The 21,446-nt window shown below is 40.1% G+C and carries 20 protein-coding genes; 2 read left to right on the forward strand and 18 right to left on the reverse strand.

Annotated elements, in window-relative coordinates; all coding sequences use genetic code 11:
- Nucleotides 1-69: 69 nt before the first annotated feature.
- From PQ460_RS13165 to PQ460_RS13235, 15 genes are all read right to left on the reverse strand, one after another.
- Nucleotides 70-1,035 (reverse strand): ABC transporter ATP-binding protein, encoded by a 966-nt coding sequence (locus tag PQ460_RS13165; RefSeq protein ID WP_273616091.1) that lies wholly within the window; start codon nucleotides 1,033-1,035, stop codon nucleotides 70-72.
- Complete coding sequence (locus PQ460_RS13170) at nucleotides 1,028-2,020, reverse strand: ABC transporter ATP-binding protein (protein WP_274170081.1); 993 nt, start codon at nucleotides 2,018-2,020, stop codon at nucleotides 1,028-1,030. Before PQ460_RS13170 ends, PQ460_RS13165 begins: the two co-directional genes overlap by 8 nt.
- A 10-nt stretch (nucleotides 2,021-2,030) precedes the next feature.
- Entirely contained in the window at nucleotides 2,031-2,957 is a 927-nt protein-coding gene (opp4C, locus tag PQ460_RS13175; RefSeq protein WP_274170082.1) for an oligopeptide ABC transporter permease, read from the reverse strand.
- 18 nt (nucleotides 2,958-2,975) lie between these two features.
- Nucleotides 2,976-3,929: an ABC transporter permease gene (locus PQ460_RS13180; protein ID WP_273616088.1), complete on the reverse strand. Its 954-nt coding sequence runs from the start codon at nucleotides 3,927-3,929 to the stop codon at nucleotides 2,976-2,978.
- A 22-nt stretch (nucleotides 3,930-3,951) separates the two neighbouring features.
- The gene (locus PQ460_RS13185; RefSeq protein WP_273616087.1) at nucleotides 3,952-5,661 is read right to left on the reverse strand and encodes an ABC transporter substrate-binding protein; all 1,710 of its coding nucleotides are present in this window, start codon (nucleotides 5,659-5,661) and stop codon (nucleotides 3,952-3,954) included.
- 234 nt (nucleotides 5,662-5,895) lie between these two features.
- Nucleotides 5,896-6,849, reverse strand: coding sequence for an ArsR/SmtB family transcription factor (locus PQ460_RS13190; RefSeq protein WP_274170083.1), 954 nt, complete (start codon nucleotides 6,847-6,849; stop codon nucleotides 5,896-5,898).
- 199 nt (nucleotides 6,850-7,048) lie between these two features.
- On the reverse strand, nucleotides 7,049-8,218 hold the full coding sequence (locus PQ460_RS13195) for an amidohydrolase (protein ID WP_274170084.1): 1,170 nt from the start codon (nucleotides 8,216-8,218) through the stop codon (nucleotides 7,049-7,051).
- Nucleotides 8,219-8,225: 7 nt separating this feature from the next.
- The gene (locus PQ460_RS13200) at nucleotides 8,226-9,260 is read right to left on the reverse strand and encodes an LLM class flavin-dependent oxidoreductase (protein ID WP_274170085.1); all 1,035 of its coding nucleotides are present in this window, start codon (nucleotides 9,258-9,260) and stop codon (nucleotides 8,226-8,228) included.
- A gap of 39 nt (nucleotides 9,261-9,299) precedes the next feature.
- Nucleotides 9,300-10,052 carry an amino acid ABC transporter ATP-binding protein gene (locus PQ460_RS13205; protein WP_274170086.1) on the reverse strand — a complete coding sequence of 251 codons (753 nt, stop codon included), beginning with the start codon at nucleotides 10,050-10,052 and terminating at the stop codon, nucleotides 9,300-9,302.
- Nucleotide 10,053: 1 nt separating this feature from the next.
- Nucleotides 10,054-10,764 (reverse strand): amino acid ABC transporter permease, encoded by a 711-nt coding sequence (locus PQ460_RS13210; protein WP_273616082.1) that lies wholly within the window; start codon nucleotides 10,762-10,764, stop codon nucleotides 10,054-10,056.
- A complete protein-coding gene (locus PQ460_RS13215) occupies nucleotides 10,761-11,531 on the reverse strand; it encodes an amino acid ABC transporter permease (protein WP_274170087.1) in 771 nt (256 codons plus the stop codon). Before PQ460_RS13215 ends, PQ460_RS13210 begins: the two co-directional genes overlap by 4 nt.
- 35 nt (nucleotides 11,532-11,566) lie before the next feature.
- The gene (locus PQ460_RS13220) at nucleotides 11,567-12,457 is read right to left on the reverse strand and encodes a transporter substrate-binding domain-containing protein (protein ID WP_373461958.1); all 891 of its coding nucleotides are present in this window, start codon (nucleotides 12,455-12,457) and stop codon (nucleotides 11,567-11,569) included.
- Nucleotides 12,458-13,053: 596 nt separating this feature from the next.
- Nucleotides 13,054-13,977, reverse strand: a complete 924-nt coding sequence (locus tag PQ460_RS13225; RefSeq protein ID WP_273616080.1) for a LysR family transcriptional regulator — start codon at nucleotides 13,975-13,977, stop codon at nucleotides 13,054-13,056.
- 221 nt (nucleotides 13,978-14,198) lie between these two features.
- On the reverse strand, nucleotides 14,199-15,530 hold the full coding sequence (locus tag PQ460_RS13230; protein WP_443147158.1) for an LLM class flavin-dependent oxidoreductase: 1,332 nt from the start codon (nucleotides 15,528-15,530) through the stop codon (nucleotides 14,199-14,201).
- An 84-nt stretch (nucleotides 15,531-15,614) separates the two neighbouring features.
- Nucleotides 15,615-15,929, reverse strand: coding sequence for a glutaredoxin family protein (locus PQ460_RS13235; protein WP_273616078.1), 315 nt, complete (start codon nucleotides 15,927-15,929; stop codon nucleotides 15,615-15,617).
- 430 nt (nucleotides 15,930-16,359) lie between these two features.
- On the opposite strand from PQ460_RS13235, the gene PQ460_RS13240 reads away from it, so the two are divergent.
- A complete protein-coding gene (locus PQ460_RS13240) occupies nucleotides 16,360-17,538 on the forward strand; it encodes a sensor histidine kinase (protein WP_274170089.1) in 1,179 nt (392 codons plus the stop codon).
- 22 nt (nucleotides 17,539-17,560) lie between these two features.
- Complete coding sequence (locus tag PQ460_RS13245; protein ID WP_273616076.1) at nucleotides 17,561-18,241, forward strand: response regulator; 681 nt, start codon at nucleotides 17,561-17,563, stop codon at nucleotides 18,239-18,241.
- Between the two features lie 111 nt (nucleotides 18,242-18,352).
- On the opposite strand, the gene PQ460_RS13250 is transcribed toward PQ460_RS13245, so the two are convergent.
- From PQ460_RS13250 to PQ460_RS13260, 3 genes are all read right to left on the reverse strand, one after another.
- Nucleotides 18,353-19,162 (reverse strand): carbohydrate ABC transporter permease, encoded by an 810-nt coding sequence (locus tag PQ460_RS13250; protein ID WP_273616075.1) that lies wholly within the window; start codon nucleotides 19,160-19,162, stop codon nucleotides 18,353-18,355.
- 40 nt (nucleotides 19,163-19,202) lie between these two features.
- Complete coding sequence (locus PQ460_RS13255; protein WP_274170090.1) at nucleotides 19,203-20,075, reverse strand: carbohydrate ABC transporter permease; 873 nt, start codon at nucleotides 20,073-20,075, stop codon at nucleotides 19,203-19,205.
- Nucleotides 20,076-20,142: 67 nt separating this feature from the next.
- Nucleotides 20,143-21,396 (reverse strand): ABC transporter substrate-binding protein, encoded by a 1,254-nt coding sequence (locus PQ460_RS13260; RefSeq protein WP_274170091.1) that lies wholly within the window; start codon nucleotides 21,394-21,396, stop codon nucleotides 20,143-20,145.
- Nucleotides 21,397-21,446 lie beyond the last annotated feature (50 nt).

Raw genomic sequence — 21,446 nt, forward strand, 5'->3', positions numbered from 1 at the left:
TATCAAAAAAAGCCATTGATCTTTTAAAGATCAGTGGCTTTTTCCTAATTATACTATTATTTTATACGTCTAAACCAAATGACATGCAACCCAGTGATCACTACCCATATTGCGAAATACAGGAACTTCGTCTTTACAACGCTGTTCTGCAAACGGACAGCGAGTATGAAATTTGCAACCAGAAGGTGGATTGGCAGGGCTTGGAATATCCCCTTTTAACACGATTCGTTCACGCTTTAACTTGGGAATTGGAATCGGTACAGCAGATAACAAAGCTTTGGTATATGGATGTAGCGGATGACGGAACAATTCATCTCTGGAAGCGGTCTCTACCATTGAACCGAGATACATCACCCCAATACGTGAACATAGATGTTCGACTACACTCAAATCATGCGAAATAAAAAGATACGTTAATCCTTTACTTTCCTGTAAATGACTAAACAGGTTAATAATCTGAGCTTGAATCGATACATCAAGCGCTGATACCGGTTCATCAGCAATAATCAGCTCTGGATTCAATACCAAAGCTCGGGCGATTCCGATCCGTTGACGTTGACCTCCAGAAAATTCATGTGGAAAACGATCAATATGGTAGGACGATAATCCGCAAGAAGATAGTACTTCTTTGACCCGATCACGAATATCGGAAGCAGGTGCTAGACCATGATCTAACAAAGCTTCACCTATCGCTTCGCCTATCCGTACACGAGGATTCAGCGAACTGTATGGATCTTGAAAGATCAACTGCATTTTGGGACGTAATTGTCGCAATTGCTCCGGTGGTAAATGATAAATATCGGTTCCTTTAAATCGAACTTCTCCGGCAGTTTTGTCTGTTAACCGAATAGCTGTACGTCCTACTGTACTTTTGCCACTACCCGACTCCCCAACCAGACCAAATGTTTCTCCTGGCTGAATCGTAATACTAATATCATCGACAGCTTTAACCTGTCCGACTGTGCGACTAAGTAGCCCTGATTTGATAGGAAAGTATTTTTTGAGATGCTGAATATCTAGTAGTGCTTCAGACATGAACGGTTGCCTCCTTTTCATATAACCAGCAAGCCGTTTTTTGACCGTTTTCTAGATCACGTAGTGGCGGTTCTTCGGTACGACAAATATCCATACAATGCTCACATCGCTCATGAAAATAACAGGATTTTTGCAATTCAAGTGGGTTCGGTACATATCCCGGAATCGAATACAGTTCTTTTTGCCGTTGATTGATAATAGGCTTAGAACGCAGTAGCCCTTGAGTATACGGATGGCGAGGATTAGCAAATAATTCAACGACTTCGCCTTCTTCTACTATTTTGCCTGAATACATAACAATCACATAATCTGCCATTTCAGCGACAACGCCTAGATCATGTGTAATCAGCAGAATCGACATATCCGATTGACTACGAAACTCTCGTAACATATCTAGAATCTGTGCTTGAATCGTGACATCAAGCGCTGTTGTAGGCTCATCAGCAATTAACAGCTTGGGATCACAAGAGATGGCGATAGCGATCATAATGCGCTGTAACATTCCTCCACTTAATTCATGCGGATATGACTTGGCAATCTGTTCTGGCCGAGAAATACCTACTTGCGTAATCAATTCCAATACTCGCTGTTGTGCTTGCTTTTTATTCATTTTTTTGTGAATGATTAATGGCTCGCTCATTTGTTCACCGATCGTAAGTACAGGATTGAGTGAAGACATCGGTTCTTGAAAAATCATAGCAATATCATTCCCACGAATACTTCGTAGATGATTTTTACTCAAATTTAATAAATTTTGCCCATCAAAATCAATCACACCGTCTGCAATCCGTCCAGCAGGCGCTTCGATCAATCCCATTACAGAGAGTGCAGTGATACTTTTACCACAACCGGATTCACCGACAATACAGACAATTTCACCGGGACGAACATGCAAGCTGATATCATCGACTGCTTTGACTGTACCATCATCGGTATCAAAATAGGTGCTTAAATGCTGAATATGCAATAACGAGTCGGTACTCATGTTGATTCACCTACCTTTTTTGTTTCGGATCAAGCACATCTCGCAACCCATCACCAAAAATATTAATGGCTATCACTGTTGCAAAAATAGAAAAACCGGGTGGAACCCATAACCACGGACGTTCTTGAAAATCGATCATATTATTTGCCGCATCAATCATATTGCCCCATGTAGGTGTAGGCGGCATAACACCTAGTCCAAAGAAGCTTAATACCGATTCACTAAGAATAGCGCCACCAATATTTAGCGTAGCAATCACTATTAATAATGGGACTAGATTCGGTAATAAATGATTCAACAATTTACGACGATCACGTAATCCCAAAACGATCGTTGCTTGCATAAATTCCCGTTCACGCAAAGATAACAATTGCCCTCTCACCATACGTGCTAGTGAAGGCCAACCTACAAGGCTGAGAATAAGCATTACGATATACATTCGGTAATCTGTAGGTACTTTCCATTCTGATAATAAGGCTCCAAAAATAAACAATAACGGCAGACTGGGAATCGTGAGTAGCAGATCAGCGATACGCATAATCACTTGATCAACAATTCCTCGATAATATCCTGCTATCGCTCCTAACAATGTTCCGATAAATACAGACAAAAACATCGATGCAATCCCTACTGTTAACGAGATTCTTCCTGCTTGCATCACTCGTGTTAATACATCCCGTCCCAATTTATCGGTTCCCAGCCAGTGATGAATATTAGGCGCTTTATTCATCATTGCCATATTCACTTTATTGTCGGTATACGGCGAAAATAAAGGCCCTACAAAACAAAGCAAAAACATAAACACAACGACTGCAAATCCACCTACAGCTAATTTATTTTTGACTAATTTACGAATCGACTGTCGCCACAAAGACGATTTGACAGCTTGAGGTCTATGGGTAGATACATTCGTCACTTCAGCCTGTATAGATGGCATATGATCCTCCTTATTCTGCTAGATTTTTACACGCGGATCAGCGACATGATACAAAATATCCGATAATAACGTACCGATAACGGTTAGTACAGCTATAAACATCGTAAAGCCCATTAATAGCGGATAATCTCGGACTGTAAATGATTGCATATACAATTGACCTATTCCCGGCCAATTGAAAATTCGTTCAATAATCAGCGACCCACCAAATAGCGCAGGTAATTCAAATCCTACAAGTGTAATCGCAGGCAATAATGCATTGCGCAAAGCATGGGTAAATAACACTTTGCGCTCACTCAATCCTTTGGCACGAGCCGTACGGATATAATCTTGCTGAATAACATCAATCATATTACTGCGGAAATAACGGGTTAATGATCCTACACCCAGCAATGTCATAACAATGACTGGCAACGTCATATGATGAATCACTTCTTTTAGATAAGCGATTCCTGTAGCATTGCTACCTGTCGTTAACATGCCTCCCGGCGGTAACCATTTGAAGTCAACCGCCAATATTTTAATCAAAAATAGTCCAATAAAAAACGACGGAATCGACATAGCAGCAAAGATACCAACCATCACGAGCGTATCAAACCATGAATACTGCTTATACGCTGCGATTACACCGATAATCACAGCGATAAGCCACGTTAGAAATGTAGAGACAATCGCTAACAAAAATGAATTCCATACATACTGATTAAATAACGTGAGTACCGGTTGTTGCTTATCCAGCGAATACCCAAAATTCCCATGAAACGCATTATTCATCCAAATGATATACCGCTCTAATAACGGTTTGTTTAGCCCGTATAACTCACGCAATTCCGCTTTGCGTTCAGGACTTAACTTGATATTACCTGTTATAAAATCCCCCGGAGTTAATGCATACAGGCAAAAGATCAATAACGAAGCTGCTAATAAAATAAACAGAGTATACGCTAGACGCTTGATTAAATAGCTACTCATATGCTCAACTCCTTGTTACCGATTACTTCAAATTCCATTGCGGTACACTTGATGCAATACCGTTAAATGGACTGACTGTTAAGTCTTGAATACGTCCGTTGTAGGCATAGACCACTTTTTTGTAGTTGGTGAAAATAACAGGCAAATCATCATTTAATAATTTGAAAATGTCTGCATAGATTTTTTTGCGTTGTTCAATATCGTTGGTTGCTAATGCTTCGTTATATAATTTCACAAATTCAGGATTATCATACCCTTTGATCTCTCCATCCAAAAATTGCACCAATCCATCTGAAGGATCGGTTAACATTGGTGTCGAGAATGAAGCTAGATCATAATCTCCGCCTTCGACTTTGGAAGCAAGTGAGTTAAAGTCTGCAAATACTTCCGGTTGGAAATCAACGCCGATCGCTTTGAAGTTTTCTGTAGCGACAGCGATAAAGATATCCGTTTGTGGACTTTTGGAACCTAGATAATGAAGAGTCAGCTTTTGACCATCTTTTTCACGAATACCATCTGCTCCAGCGACCCAACCTGCTTCATCAAGCAATTGATTCGCTTTTTCTGCGCTATAAGCATAAGGATTAATACCATCTGTTGTATATGCCCATGAGATAGGAGCCGCAGGAATATTAGCTATTTCTCCTGCCCCTTGATTCGCGTCTACATAAATACTTTGACGATCCAATCCGTAAGCAATCGCTTGACGTACTTTTTTATCTTTCAAAGCTTCATGTTCCAGATTGGCTTGTAAAAAGCTGTAAGTGCTTGGTGTATACGGCAAAATATCTACAAATCCCAAACTTTTGAGTTTATCGATATTTTCTTGTGTCGCACTAAAGGAAGCAAAATCAATTTCCCCTGTCTCCACATACTGCCAGGTATCTCCTTCAGATGTTTTGTAGATAAAGTTTTTTGTTTTGGGAGCGCCTTTGAAATAATTCTCATTAGCTGTAAAACGCACTTCTTGTCCCGGAATAAATTTGGTTAATACATACGGGCCATTCCCAAGTGGAGTCTGATGTAACTTTTTGATATATTCCAGTTCGCCGAATTTATAGTCTTTGCCATAATAAGCTTTGGACAATACATCGCTACCTAACGTCAATAGTGCAGTTGCATTAGGCTTCGCAATCGTAACTGAAATAGTCTGTGGATCAATAACTTTAATACCAGAGATAGTAGACGCTTTGCCAGCTTTGTAATCTGCTCCGCCTACGATACCTAATGTGGGAATAAGCGAATCATTGTCATACGATTTGTCATGCAATATCGTCCATGTGAACGCTACATCGTCTGCTGTAAGCGGTGAGCCATCACTAAATTTCAAATTTTTACGCAAATGAAACGTATATGTAAGTTGATCTTTGGACAAATCCCAACTTTCCGCTAGATTCGGAGCCGGTAGCCCTTTATCATCTGTTGTCACAAGCGGTGCATACAATAATGAAGAGACATTGCCATCATATCCACTTTGATGAAAATAAGGAGTAAATGCTCCGGCTGGATCAGTTAACGCCATAATGATCGTATCTGTACGTTGCTGAGCGGTAGCAGGTAACTTGGTAAGATCAGGTGCTTTGAACAAACTGGTTAGAGCAGTCGTTGGTGATGCTTCGGTTGTACCATTGGCTACTGAAGAACTGCTATTATCAGCTCCTCCACTAGAGCATGCTGTAAACAACAAAGAAGCCATAAGCACGCCGGATAGTAAAGTTACACTTTTTTTCATTATACATTCCCCTAATATTTATTATTCCGACCTGTTAACTATGTTATTAGTCGGTAAAGCTATTATAGGAATCTAAAACGGTTCTGTAAAGAGAGAACTTAAAATCATTTCCGAAAAAAGTTAATATATAACAGTTGGTGAGATCAGTCGTGTGTTCCATTCCGCTTATATCTTAGCGCATAGCAAAAAGATCGTTCCTGTATAGAAACGATCTAATCGTATATAAATCTTTATTTATTGATTATCTTCAATAAAATGCATTAACATCTGCTGTAGATGATCAATAGCATGAGTTCGCAGACTATAGACAGTGAGCGTTTCTCCTTGAATATGGGCATGAAGTAATCCAGCACTGCGTAACTTGGTCACATGATCATGCGTAATTCCTTTCGATAATCCCAAATAACGTACAATTTCAATAAAGCTACGTGGACCATTATATAGATATTTTAATATTTTCAACCGGCTCTGTTCAGCCAATGCCCGAATGACTCGATATTCATAAGGCGGTAATTCAGAAGAATCGCCCAGATATAATTTGGCGGGATAATGACAGATAACAAATGAATGATACGCATAAATAATATTAAGCGGTTTGAAATGATAATGAGGTACAAGAATCAGACGCTTGAGTTCAGTATGCGGTTCAAATACAATACCGTTGGTCACTTCATCTACAAAAGTAGACAGATGATGGTTTTGCATTAATATCGCTTGCTTTTGCTCGTATTCTTGTTGCAACCCTGTGATGATCTGCTGATCGATCTGGGAAAAGTAATATTCATTCCATTGTTGGAACAACATCAGTATTCGGCTACGCAGACGAGTCACTCCGGTAACCGGCAGTGACGTATGTTCAGCGATCAGTACTTCTAGTTGCTTAACTGTCATATCTTCTATCCATTGTATAAATTGTTCCGGTGTCTGGTAGGGACAACAACAGACCAGCAAAACAATCAATCTCCACTCTGCATCGATTCCCGTCTGAGCAAGACGCTCTGCAAATGCAGGAGGTAACTGCTCCTCTACCGATTTGGCCCAAGAAGGATCTAAATCGATCTTTTTGTAAGAAGGACGGCAGATATACGTATGCAAGCTGTTAAGACATTCATATAAAGGGTTAAATTGAAGCTCAATTGTATAAGGTACTGACTTGGGAACCGTCACCGAATCACTCAATACAGACACAACCTTTCTTGGGCGTATTTTATCGTATCAAGGATAACTTTGGCAATCTCTGATCATAATTGCAGTCAGTTATTGGTTACAAACCACAACAAAAAAAGCTGTTTCTTTGATTATGATAGCCTTTGTTGATGACTACTTTTCTCCAAAGAAACAGCTTTCCATTATAACCAGATTGAAATAAAGATTATTAACATGAAAATCAATATGTGGATGTTGACGAAATAGGTTGTTGCTCTACTTGCTTCAAAGCAACACGCGCTGTATTTGCCAAAAAGGTAGCGGTACTGCTTAATGCACGTTCATCTACATCAAATGACGGATGATGCCATTCTTGCGGGCCTGACGTACCGACAAAGATAAATACACCTGGCACTTCTTTTTGATAAAATGAAAAGTCTTCGCTTGCTGGTGATACCACAGGCTCAACCACTTGAAGATCGCTTTGCTCTGCTGCAATCTGGGCTGCACCTGTCCACTGCTCATCATTGAGAACAGGAGGAGGGCCAGCTAACCATTTTACTTTGGCAGAAGTCCCAAAAGCAGTGGCTACCCCTTCAACAATCTGTTCAAATCGAGATAGCACTTGCTCCCGTACCTGTTCATCAAATGTACGGATCGTTCCTTGCAGGACAGCGAGATCAGGAATCACATTCCATACATGTCCGCTATTCAACTGGGTCACGCTAATAACAGCACCTTGTTGAGAACTGATATTACGACTAACGATAGATTGTATTGCTGTTACAATATGTGCAGACACCACGATAGGATCAATCCCTGCTTCTGGTATGGCAGCATGTGTACCGACTCCTGTCACTTCTACAATAAATCCATCTGCCGCTGCCATCAGTGCACCATTGCGAATCCCTACTGTGCCTACAGGCAGGTCAGGCTTGTTGTGAAGTCCGAAGATCGCTTGTACACCTTCAAGCGCTCCATTTGCAATCACTTGCTGTGCTCCTTTGGCTTTTTCTTCGGCAGGTTGAAAAATCAATCGCACTCTTCCTTGCAGTTGATGTTCTTGTTCTTTGAGCAAATACGCCGCTCCTAACAAAGAAGCAGTATGAAAATCATGACCACATGCATGCATTTTACCATTTACTTCTGAAGCAAAAGCAAGCCCTGTCTCTTCTTGTACAGGCAAAGCATCAATATCTGCACGTAACGCAATAACCGATTCACCGGTTCCTATTTCTGCGATCACACCTGTTTTCAAATTAGGAAAAGACAAAATCTGAATATCTGCCGCTTCTAACAATTGACGGATATAGGCTGTTGTCTGTATCTCTTCTCCTGATAATTCAGGATGACGATGAATATGTCTACGAATATCGCTAAGTTGCTGTTGAAGTCCTTCTGTTAACACCATGCGCTATTTACACCTCCAATGAAGCTTCTACCTCTGCCTGAACAAAAGCCTGTTGTAATAATTCAAATGAACGCACACGCTTATGAAAATTCTGAATCACTGTATGCACTACCAATTCTTCTATACCATATCGCTGACGAATATCAGACAATTGTTGATACACCGACGAAGGAGAACCTTTAACCACTTTGGCTTCTTTTACTTCAATTCGATATTTTTCAGCAGATTGTCTACCAAATTCTTCAGCTTGTTCGATGGTAGCTACTGTAAGTACTTTACCACTTTCCAGATGAATTTTAACAGATAGATTCTCGCCTGCTAATTGAGCAGCTTCTTCTTCGGTCTCAGCGACTATAACAGATAAAGCCAGAATAACATGTGGCTTCGGATATTCGATCGAAGGAACAAATTGTTCACGATAATTACGTACAGCTGTAAGAGCCACTTCTTCATCCCCGTTAATAAATTGGGAGAATACATAGGGTAATCCTAATTTGGCTGCTACTTCTGCACTATTGGAACTCGCTCCAAGTACGAATAGATCAGCAGGTTGCGCAGGATTTGGACTTACATGGATACCTGCTAGCGCATGATCGTCTGCTATTCGATTGTAAATATAATTGCGGGTTTCTATAATTTTGTCGGTTAAGCTTACAGGGCTTGTCTGATGATCTCCTTGTAAAGCGCGTGTTGATCGAGGTAATCCACCTGGAGCACGTCCTATGCCTAATTCTACTCTGCCCGGTGCAAGTGTAGATAATACATTAAAGTTCTCGGCAACTTTGTACGGACTGTAATGTTGCAACATTACTCCACCTGAACCAATCTTAATTTTTTTGGTTTTGGCGAGCAAATAAGAGATCAATACTTCCGGTGAAGAACCAGACACATTAGCAGAATCATGATGCTCGGATACCCAGAACCGACGATACCCCAATTCCTCGGCAATTTGAGCAAGCTCTATCGTATGTCGAAAAGCATCTTCTGCACTTTCTCCTGCAAATCGTGGACTTTGATCCAAAATACCTATCAGAATACTCATCTTCTGTTCCTCCCTCAATCGATCTATGTGTATTATTTTCTAAATAGAATACGTAGCCTGCGGTGTAATACGGCTCAAAAATTGACGGGTACGTTCTTCTTTGGGACGTTGAAAAATCTCTTCCGGTGTTCCTTCTTCTACAACTACGCCGCCATCCATAAAGACCACATGATTAGCGACATCTCTGGCAAAATCCATTTCATGTGTTACTACAATCATGGTGATACCTTCTTTAGCTATTTTGCGAATTACACTTAACACCTCACCTACTAGCTCTGGATCAAGTGCTGAAGTCGGTTCATCAAAAAGGATTACTTCTGGATTCAAAGCCAGTGCTCTAGCAATTCCAACACGTTGTTGCTGACCACCGGATAGCTGGCTTGGATAATGATCCAACTTGGTGCCAAGCCCTACTTTCTCAAGTACCTGTACACTGATCTCACGTGCTTTATCTTTGGCTATTTTGCGAACAATCGTTAATCCTTCCATTACATTTTCGAGTGCTGTTTTGTGTTTGAATAGATTATATTGTTGAAATACCATCGCTGTTTGTTGACGTAGCGCATGGATTTCTTTTTTGGTAGGATGCTTCGTATCGACACGTAGATTACCGATTGTAATCTGTCCTGCATCAGGCTTTTCCAAATAATTAATACAGCGAAGTAATGTCGTCTTGCCTGAACCGCTCGGGCCCAAAATGACCACCACTTCACCTTTTTTAACTTGTAGATCGATATGGTGAAGCACTTCCTGTTTGCCAAATGACTTGGATATTTGCTCCAGTTGAATCATATTACATCACACCTCCACGATGATAAGCGTTGAGACGTTTTTCTAACCATCCACTACCCCGTTCGATCAATAAGGTCAATCCCCAGAACAAGACAGCGGCGGCGATATACGCTTCAAAGTACTTCCAGTTGTTCGCAGCAACTACCAGTGCTTGAGCGTTAATTTCTACAACAGAGATCGTATAAGCAAGTGTAGATCCATGTAACATTCCAATCACTGAATTTGATAAATTCGGAAGGCTGACTGCTAACGCTTGTGGTAATACGATTCGGCGTAAAGCTTGTGGTGTCGTCATGCCAATCGAGTGAGCCGCTTCGATCTGTCCACGATCTACAGCAACAATACCTGCTCGTACCACTTCCGACATATATGCTCCTGCTGTAATCGAAAATGCGATAAATACAAATCCAATGAGCGGAATCGATGCTGAAGTAAATGACCATCCTAAGTGAGCAGATACACTATCGATCAGAATCGGTAAGCCAAAATAAATTAACAATAAATGCATCAACATCGGTGTACCGCGTATAAAAGTTACGTAAGCGGTAGAAAGTTGAGACAATCCAGGAATTCGATAAATTCGACATAAGGCTACCCCCGTTCCTATCAATAGACCGCAGATTACAGATACGAAAGTAATCATAAGCGTAGTCGGTAATGCTTTAAAAAGGCTTAGAAAGGCTGTCCACATAAACGATGGATCCAGTGTCATCCACTTCTACCTCCTTTGCTAAGTGCAGATACAGGACGGGTTAGCCATTTACGCCCTATCACTTTAGAGCTCTGCCTTACACTTGCTTCATGACGATGTAGACGACGTTCTAACCAGAGGAATCCTTGTTCCAAGATCATACTGATTACAAAGTAGATCAAAGATAAAGCAATATATGTTTCTACAAAATGTTGTGTAGCTGTTCCTAACGTCTGTGATCTGCCTGTCATTTCCATCACACCTAGAGTAAAAGCAAGTGAAGTGTCTTTCAGATTGCCGATCACCAGATTACCGAATAACGGAATACTGATCGCTAACGCTTGTGGCAAAATAATACGTGTAAACGTCTGGTATCCGCTCATGCCTATGGATTGCGCGGCTTCAATCTGTCCTTTATCTACTGCACTGACTGAAGCTCTTATCATTTCAGAGACAAAAGCTCCACTGTTCAGCGCATAAGCCAGAATCACAAAGTACAACACTGCTACTCTAGAAATATCAATATTGATCCATTGCAGAATCGTCGGCAGTCCATAATAGATCAGAAATAATTGAATCAGAATCGGTGTCCCGCGAAAAAAGGAGACATACACTTGCGAGATACGCTTGAGCACAGGCACATTGTATAGACGGGGTAACGCGACAAGCATTCCGATAACAAGACCTAGTAGAATCGAGCTGCCTACAATGAGCAGTGTTATATTGAGATAAGCCAACAATTTAGGAATAAAATCAAACACATAGGTGATATCGAATTTTCTGCTCATGTATGATGTGCTCCTTTCTACTAGCTATTCATTATTTATTTGGTTACTTTGGCTTCTTCTAGCGTTTTGGTAAAATCGTCACCTAACCATTGTTCGCTTAATTTTTTGAGTGTTCCATCTGCTTTGATTTCTGTGATCGCTTGATCGATCTCATCTGCCAGAGGTTGCTCATCTTTGCGGAACACGAAAAAAACATTGGATTGATTTAACGGTTCACCGACTGTTTTGAGTGCTACATTACCGTCTGCATCTGTATTGAAACGATTAGCAAAATCTGTCGTGATCGTGGCATCTACCCGTCCTGATACGATTTGTTGAACAGTATCATTGGCTGCTCCACTACTATAGACAACATCTATACCGTTGTTATGTGTCTTGTTATATTCATTAAGTAGGTAAGCCGCATTACTTGTAGCTCCTGTGAGCACTTTTTTCCCAACCAGATCATCTAATCCTTTAATCGCATTATTGTCTTTCGCAACAGCTACACGATTAAGGAAAATGCTGTATGGCACTTTATTAAATAGATATTTTTGTTCACGTTCAGGATTCGTCTCCATCTGGTGAGCGACAAAATCTATTTTGTTTGTTTCTAGGCTTAGTAGCAGATTTGAGAATTCCATCGTTTTAAATTCAAATTCTACATCTGGTAGACGTTTATCGATCTCACGTACCAATTCAACATCGTATCCAGTAAGCTTGCCATTTTCATCAATAAAGCAGACATTCGGAAAGGCTGTACCTGTACCGACGATAATTTTTTTAACACCACCTGTAGACGCTGTTGCATTATTGCTATCTGATGCAGAAGATGTTCCTCCTGCTGAACCTCCACTTGATTCGCTAACAGATGCGCAACCCGATAGTACCAGCATCCAAACAACTGCCCATAATGTAAGTACTGTTAACCCTGTTTTTTTCTTCATTTTCTTCTTCCCCCTAATTCATATCAACTTAATCGGATTTAGCATGTGATAAATCTATCATCGTCCTTTCTCAGCGTCAATGACCTGGATAATAGGAAAGTTCTATCGGTGTATTGAACAAATCAATAGGTGTGGGGGAAACAAATGATAGGTGTCGTGGTGCAATAGAGTACAGGCGCTATGAGGGTAGATTATTCTTGTCGTCGCTGGTAAAAGAATATCCCTTGAATTTACCGCTTTGCGGTGGGGATATTCTTTTAAAGGCGAGCGCTTCGCTCTTTCAGAATAAATCTTCCCTCTTCGCTTGTGCTTGGTGGGATGATGGTAACAGATGAAATGCTACTTGGGTGGTGCATTTGTTTCCCTTGTGGGAGGGTAGCAAGTAAAGATAAAGATGATGTTAGTTGGAAAGATTGGGCGTATTGGTGTCATCTTTATATTGATTTGTTCTATAGGTCATTCATTGGCTATGAAATATGCCTGTGAAATGGTGGTTGTTTTTGATTACTTTTTTGTGTTCTGTATCTATTATGATTTGTGTGTATCTATTATTGATTTTTAGAAAGATACGTTTGTCTTTTCTTCTACTCTTTTCGTTAGATTGTAGAGTGAAGTAGTGATTGGTCGGGTTGTTGGCTACGGAAGTAGTCGTTTTCGTGTAGTAATTCGGCTAGTGTGGTAGCGAATGTTGATGGTTGTTCTTTTAGTGTAATTAGACTGGTCTGTAAAGAGATTCCTGTGACTTCTGGAATATAGATCGGTACCAGGTCGCCACGCATCACTTCTTCATGCACACTAAGTCCGGGTAAAAAGGCGATGCCTGCTTTTTGTAACACTAGCTTTTTGGCAGTTTCAGAATGATCGACATGGAAAGCGATATCTGGCGGAAATTCAAGACTTTCGAATACACGATGAATCCGCAACCAATCTAATGATCCGCATTCAAAGAAAATTAAAGGTTGTTCCTGCAATGATGCGATCGTTGCACGTCCTTTTTGTACAAACGGATGGTCTTTGTATACGTATAGTGAAATAGGATCTTCGTAAAAAGAAACTGTTCGAATCGCCGGATGCATCACTTTACGGACGAATCCGATATCGATTTCTTTGTTCATTAATTTATGCAACAGTTGATCAGTCGTTGAAGTGATCAGCTTAAAATTGGTTTGCGGATATTTTTGTTTGAGTTTGGGAAGCAGTTCAGGAATAACATAATTAGAGACAGCTACGGTACAACCGATGGTCAGCTCCTGTGGTGTGACTTTTGCTGTTTGAATACGTTGTTTGCCTTTTTGGATCACTTGTAAGACTTGCTGTGCATACGGTAGAAATCTTCTTCCTTCTTCGGTCAATAAAATTTGTCGACCCAGACGTTCAAATAATTTGCAGCCAAGTTCTCTTTCTAATGTCTGGATACGCGCTGATACAGACGGTTGAGAAAGGAATAACACTTCTGCTGCTTTATTAAAACTGCCATAATGGTTGATATAGACAAATGCCTCTATATTTTCAATATTCATCATTCCATCCCCTTTCTTACTTTTCCCATTAACTAACTTGGTTTTATGTATCATATTCCCTGTTTTGACACTTGTCAACGGAAGAATATGCAATTTGAAATAACCCGTCACCCCTTATGACCACTGGGATCAGGAGCAACGGGCACTTCTTTGACTTATCACCATTTTGGGAAAATCGTTTATACTTAAATTAGATGATAGCACAGCGTATTAAACACGACTTACACTTTTAACGTTTTGGCTTGATACCGATTCTGTGGAATAGGCACTCCCAAATTTTCACGTAATGTATCGTACTCATAATCTTGACGATAAATCCCCTTCGCTTGCAAAATAGGCACAACCAAATCTACAAAATCGTGTAATCCGCTTGGAAGATCCGAGTGAATAATAAATCCATCCGATCCTTGTTGTAGAAACCATTCTTCGATTTGATTAGCAATTTGCTCCGGTGTACCGATAAAATTTCCACGCGGTGTAGCTGCTTGTAATGCAACTTCGCGTAAAGTTAGACCACGCTCACGCGCATCTTTTTTAATTTTATCTGTTCCACTACGGAAACTATTACTTCCGATATCATGTAAGTCTGGAAAAGGCTCATCCAATGGATATTGTGAAAAGTCATGATGATCAAAAAAGCGTCCTAAAAAATCAAGTGCTTTATCAATCGTCACCAGATCAGCAATCTCGCGATATTTCTGCTCCGCTTCAGCTTCGGTTCTGCCAATAATAGGCGATATCCCTGGCAAGACTAATAACTCTTCTTCTTGACGACCATATTGAACCGCACGCTTTTTCACATCGGTATAAAAGGCTTGTGCATCACTTAAAGTCTCTTGTCCGGTGAAGATCGCATCGGCTGATTGGGCGGCTAGATTTCTGCCATCTTCTGAAGAACCTGCTTGGAAAATGACAGGCTGTCCTTGACGCGATCGTCCGATATTCAAAGGGCCTTGAACAGAAAAGTGCTTCCCTTGATGATTAAGTGTATGCAATTTCTCAGGATCAAAAAAGACACCAGACTCTTTATCTCTAACAAAAGCATCTTCTTCCCATGAATCCCATAATCCTTTGGTCACTTCTAGATATTCAGCCGCAATCTGATACCGTTCAGGATGAGAAGGATGATCGCCTCGACTATAATTGCGTGCCGATCCTTCTAGCGGAGATGTGACCACATTCCATCCAGCACGTCCTCCACTGATATGATCGATCGAAGACAATTGACGTGCCACAGTGAATGGCTCGCTATAGCTGGTAGATATTGTTCCTACTAACCCGATTCGGGAAGTGACGGCTGCAAGTGCAGACAATATCGTAACCGGCTCAAATCGATTCAAAAAGTGTGGTAATGACTTTTCATTGATAAACAATCCATCGGCAATAAAGACGAGATCGAACTTGCCTTCTTCTGCTTTGAGTGTCTGCCGTTTGTAAAAGTCAAAGCTTACACTAGCATCACTTTGTACCTCGGGATGTCGCCATGTAGACATACTTCCTCCAATCCCATGGATGATTGCTCCAAATTTCAATTGTCGTTTGTGATTGGTCATCATTGATCACTCCTTCTTTTTATCGTTACGATCGGTAATAGTTTATAGAATATTTATAGTCAGTATTTCAGTATTATTGGAAGATTAGATTACGGTTGCTGAGGATTGAGCCGATTCTGCTTCTTGAGCTAACAACTGAGCCAACCCTTCCAAATCAGTTTCTAAAAATGCAGTATATGTGCCATTACGACCTACTTCGACGACAGGCACATGCCGGATACCGTATTTAGCTTCAAGTACATCGCGTAGACCATCGTTACCTGCAACTTCTAGATTGGTATAATGATGATTATTTAATTCTAGATAGTTCTTAATCTCCCCGCAGAAGTGGCATCCTGTTTTGCTCCACAAAATAATATGTTGACCTTGATTTGCAGTAGTTTCAATTGTTGATGACATGTCGTTGTCCTCCTCTGAATATAGGTGTGCATTACAATAAAAGTGATTCTTTTGGAAATAGGTTTGGCATTTGGTTCATATCTTATAATTCCGACCTATTAAGTTGGTTAAGATTACATAAAGTCTAGCACCCTGCTGTCCACAGCGTCAATTGATTACTATATCAATACATTCTATACATGTATCAAAATCTTCTATCATTGTAGTTAAAGTCTTTACCTATCTGATATTACCTCCACCTAGCGATTGATTTTCACCTTTTCAAAACCGATCATTATGATGACGAAAAGTGAGCGCTATTAAGATATAGTTAACTAGGCTTCTTCTGTATAATAAGAATATGTTGTACTTGATTATATTTAAATCTGAATCACTTCTTAGGAACATGCTAAAATAGAAATCAGTATTTGATGTGAAAGGAAGTCAAACTTTGCAAAAATCACAAGATTTTTTAAAGTATTTATTTTTATTCCGTTTATTATTAACGATGATTATTATTTATAATCTAACTATTTATTATATGGATCATTCTTTTCTCGTGTGGATGCTGTTTTTTGTCACAATGTGTTTTTACGTATTTATGCTATGGTCTAGTATTAAATTGTCGATTACTTATATTATCGTTTTTACTCTGTTTTTGTTCTCGATGATCTGGCTTTCTGCTTATATTTCCAAAGAACCTCAAGATTATAATTCTGTTCTATGGGCATGGTTTGTGATATTAAGCTTTATTTCAAGTCGAGAGCAAAAAGTAGCGACTGTAGTATTGATTATAGTAGGCGTAGTCATGTTAATTTCCGGGCTAGACAATGGTTATCCATATAGTCTGATTGTCGTGCTTGCCAGTATCTATTTTGGCATTCACAGTCTTAGCCGTTATATTGGTGTGCTGAAGATTAACAGTGAACAGCTTAAAGAACTGGAACAAGTTCATATGGAGCTACAACGAACTTATGCAGAATTGCAGGACAGTACCGTCCAATCGATACGATATGCTGCATTAACCGAACGTACGCGGATAGCAGGAGAGATTCACGATGGATTAGGTCATCATTTCACTTCGCTTATTGTACAGATGCAAGCTTTGAAATGGATGATCAAGCAAGATCCTGAACGCGCTGAATTGACTGTCGATCAGTTGCTAGATGTATCTAGACAAGGTCTTGCCGAAGTACGTAGTGTGGTGAAAGATTGGTCTGTGCACGAAGGTGGTGTCGAAGGTCTGCAAGAATTAGCGACTCAGATCACCCATCGTGCAGGGTTACAATTAAGCTTTAACGCTCAAGGGACTTTTAGTATATGGGGCGAATTAATTGATAGCGTGTTATATCGTGTATTACAAGAGTCATTAACTAATATTATTCGCCATGCTGAAGCCAGTACGGTTGAGATTACTATTACCGAAACTTCTCAGCATGTTCAACTTTCGATCGCTGATGATGGAAAGTACCGTAGAGATCAACCGTTACAATACGGATTCGGTATCCAAAATATGATTCGCCGTTGCGAAACGATACATGGTCAATGTACATTTGCTGCTCGTCCACAAGGCGGTCTCTGGATCAAAGTGATACTGCCACTAAACACTCACCCGATCACTAAAAATTAAATGAATCAAGGAGAATCTCTATATGAGTTCAACAGAGCCTATACGTATTATGTTAGCAGATGATCAAGCTCTTATCCGGCAAGGGATTCGTTATGTACTTGATCTACAAGCCGATATGCAAGTGGTTGCTGAAGCCGCAACAGGTCAAGAAGCGATCCAATTAGCATTACAATATCGTCCACACCTTATTTTAATGGATATCCAGATGCCTGAATTGTCAGGTATAGATGCTACCCGCCGTATTCTATCCGTACATCCTGAGATCAAAATTATTCTATTAACTACATTTGATGTTCAAGACTATGTGATTGATGGTATACGTGCAGGTGCTTCTGGTTATTTGCTCAAAGATATTGATATGAATGATATGATTGTCGGGATTCGGTCGATTCTGGCAGGAGGTGCAATCTATAATAGTACAACTGCTGGAGGAGCACTCATTCAATTATTAGGTGAAAATGAATCGGCATACCCACCCAACTCTTCCTATGTTCCTGCGCCTGTGTTAGAGCCATTAACAGATCGTGAACTAGAAGTATTGCAAGCGATGGCTTATGGCAGACGTAATTTTGAAATTGCAGAAGAATTATATGTATCTGAAAGTACAATCAAAACACATGTGCATAATATTATTCAAAAGTTAGGTGTAAAAGACCGTACACAAGCTGTCGTGACTGCAATCCGTCAGCAGTTGGTAAAATAGTTCATCTATCTATGGATTAGAATATATACAAAAAAGTCAGTTTACGTTGAGTGTTTTCTCTCTCGGTAAACTGACTTTTTTGATATACTGCTATTTATTATATTTGCTTTATTACCCTTTGACCGATCCTGCGGTCATTCCTGTAACAAAGAAACGTTGTAAGAAAATAAACAAAATAACCATCGGTACTGCGGTAATCACCACTCCTGTTAATAACAACGTATAGTCGGTGACATACTCGCCACGGAACTGCATCAAAGCTAGTGGTAATGTTAATTTGTCCGTACTGTTAATCAGCAACATTGGAATCAATAGATCATTCCACACCATTACAAATAGAAATGCGGCGGTTGCTGCAAGCGAAGGCCCGGATAACGGTAAGACTAGACGCCAGTAAATTTTCCACTCACTCGCACCATCAATACTACCCGCTTCCATCATCTCTTTGCTTAACATTTCCATAAATCCTGTTAGTGTAAACACAGTCAAAGGCAATAACCCTGCTGCCGTTACTAGAACCAATGCGCCAAGATTATCAGACCAACCAATTTGGCGTACTAATGAATACAGTGGCAGCATACTGACCTGTGACGGAATAATTAAGCCAGCCACAAAATAAACAAAAGTATATCTTCCCATACGTCCACCTAGACGAATAATCGCATACGCAATCAGACTGCCTAGAAATAGATCAAGAGCGACAGTACTTAGTGTCACACGAGCACTATTCCAGAAATACTGCCACATCGGTTGAGCATCAAAAATTGATATAAAATTTTGAATCGTCCAGGGATTCGGCCAGCTTAATGGATTAGCAAAAAACGCCTGACTTGTTTTGAACGAAGATGTGATTACAAAATACAATGGTGCTGCTACAAGCAGAGCATACAGCACCATAATGATACGTCCGATCCATTTCATCGCAGTTCACCATCCTGCTGCTTATCTATTCGGCGTTCGATCATCCGTTAGCACCGCCTCTACGAAGAGCTTTGAATTGCGCCATCGTTAACAGTCCTAGCAGTACAAGGAAAATCATCGAACCTGCGGATGCTAGACCAAATGAATAATTCGAGAACGCCAGATGATAAATGTACGTTGTCAGTATTTCAGTCGCATAGTTAGGCCCACCATCTGTCATAACAAAGATCAGATCAAACGCTTTGAATGATTGAATCGTTGTGTACGATACAACAATCGTTGCAGATGGTGCAAGTAATGGCCATGTGACTTTGCGGAAAATCTGGAAACGTGTCGCTCCATCAATACGTGCGGCTTCCATTAACTCTTCTGGAATCGCATGTAGACCGGCAATAAATACAATCATCATCTGTCCGGCATGCGCCCATATTTGCACAAATGCAATAGCATATAGTGCAATATTGGCATCTCCTGTCCAGCTCGCTGTAAATTGTTCCAATCCACCACTGGTTAAAGCGGTATTTAACAATCCTAGAGAAGGATCGTAAATAAACGACCAGATTAACCCTACTGATACAGACGATAAGATCGCTGGAAAAAAGTACAATGCACGTAGAACCACACGAGTACGTGTATTTTTAGCAAGAATTAATGCAAGAACCAACGACACAATCGTCTGAATAATAACAACCGTTAACATAAATTTCACATTATTAAAAAATGCTTTGCGAAACACAATACTATCGAAGCTATCTTTGTAATTAGATATCCCTACAAAATCATAAGAAGTCGATACGCCATCCCAATTGGTAAAAGAATAAAATAAACCAGATACGGCTGGATAAACAAATAGCCCTGTATATAATAACAGTCCGGGTAGCATAAAGAACCAAAGTGTTTTGCGATTCATCATAAGTTCCTATTACCTTGCCCTTCAGCGCTTCTATGATCTAAAGCGCGTTTTCTGCTTATCTTGAGATTTACTTAATTTGTTGATCTACAATCGCTTGTGCATCTTGCGCAGCTTGTTCAGGTGTTGCTCCACCTAGCACCGATTGAATAGAGTTGGTGACTGCTTTTTGATTTTCAGAATTCAAAATAGTAAAACGAGGTTGGAATATAGTCTTTTTGTCCGCCCAATCGCCAGCAATTTTCAATTCTGGACTATCATAAGTGATATCTTTCAATGTTACATTTTGTCCTGTTTCATTTGCATACTGACTAGCCACATCCGGTTGACTCAAAAACTCAAGGAATTTTTTAGCTTCTGCTTGATGTTTAGAGCGACTATTTACACCTAACATAAATGTACTGGTGTGTACCCCTTCATATTTGGCTTGATCTGCCGATACAGTAATAGGTGCTAATAATGCTTGTTTTAGTTCTGGATTCTGTTTTGCATTCTGCGCCAGTTGATAAGAACCGCTTGCTAACATCGCTGCTTTTCCTTGAATAAATAAAGCACCTGCTGCTGCGTCTTTCGTTCCTAGCGAGTTATCCTGGAAATAACCATTATCATTTAACTCTTTAAATTGAGTTAACGTTTTGACCCAGAATTCATCTGTTAATTTGGCTTGACCTGCTTCAACTTTGGTGAAAATATCTTCGCTTGGTTCGTTATTCATCACCATTGTATTCATTAACTGCCCTGGACCAATATCTGCTCCAGCAAAAGCAATCGGAATAATTCCGTTTTGTTTGAGTGTTGCACATAATTTAAGGAATCCATCCCAATCGGTTGGAGGGGTCAAATTATATTTTTTGAAAATTTCAGTATTATAAATTGGTTGGTTGTACACCAATTGATACGGTACCGCCCATTGCTTACCATCTTTGGCACCTACATCAATTAAGTCTGCATTGTAATTTTTCAAAAAAGACTCATTGGTTAAATCTGTATATAGACCTGCTTTGGATAAAGCTGCGTATTGTGCACCTGGGAAAGAAGCAAATACATCTCCTACAGAACCATCGGTTAATTTAGCTTGTGCTGTAGATTGATATTGATCTGAAGTCAATGTCTGCATATCTACTTTGATATTTGGATTTTTCGCTTCAAATTGATCAATGATTTTCTGGAAAGCCTGTGTATCTTCTCCACGCCAATGTAAAAAGCTGATCGTTACTTTTCCATCTGCCGAGCTGTCCGAACTATTTCCACAAGCAGATAGAACCACCGTCAGTAGTAAAGTCAGTGCCCAAACAAAAGAAGATTTCATTTTTATATTTTTCATTACGCGTCCTCCATCTGCTGTTAGAATCTATTGGTACATCAGTAAAAATG

The sequence above is a fragment of the Paenibacillus sp. KACC 21273 genome (assembly GCF_028736095.1).
Classification (GTDB): Bacteria; Bacillota; Bacilli; order Paenibacillales; family Paenibacillaceae; genus Saccharibacillus; species Saccharibacillus kyungheensis.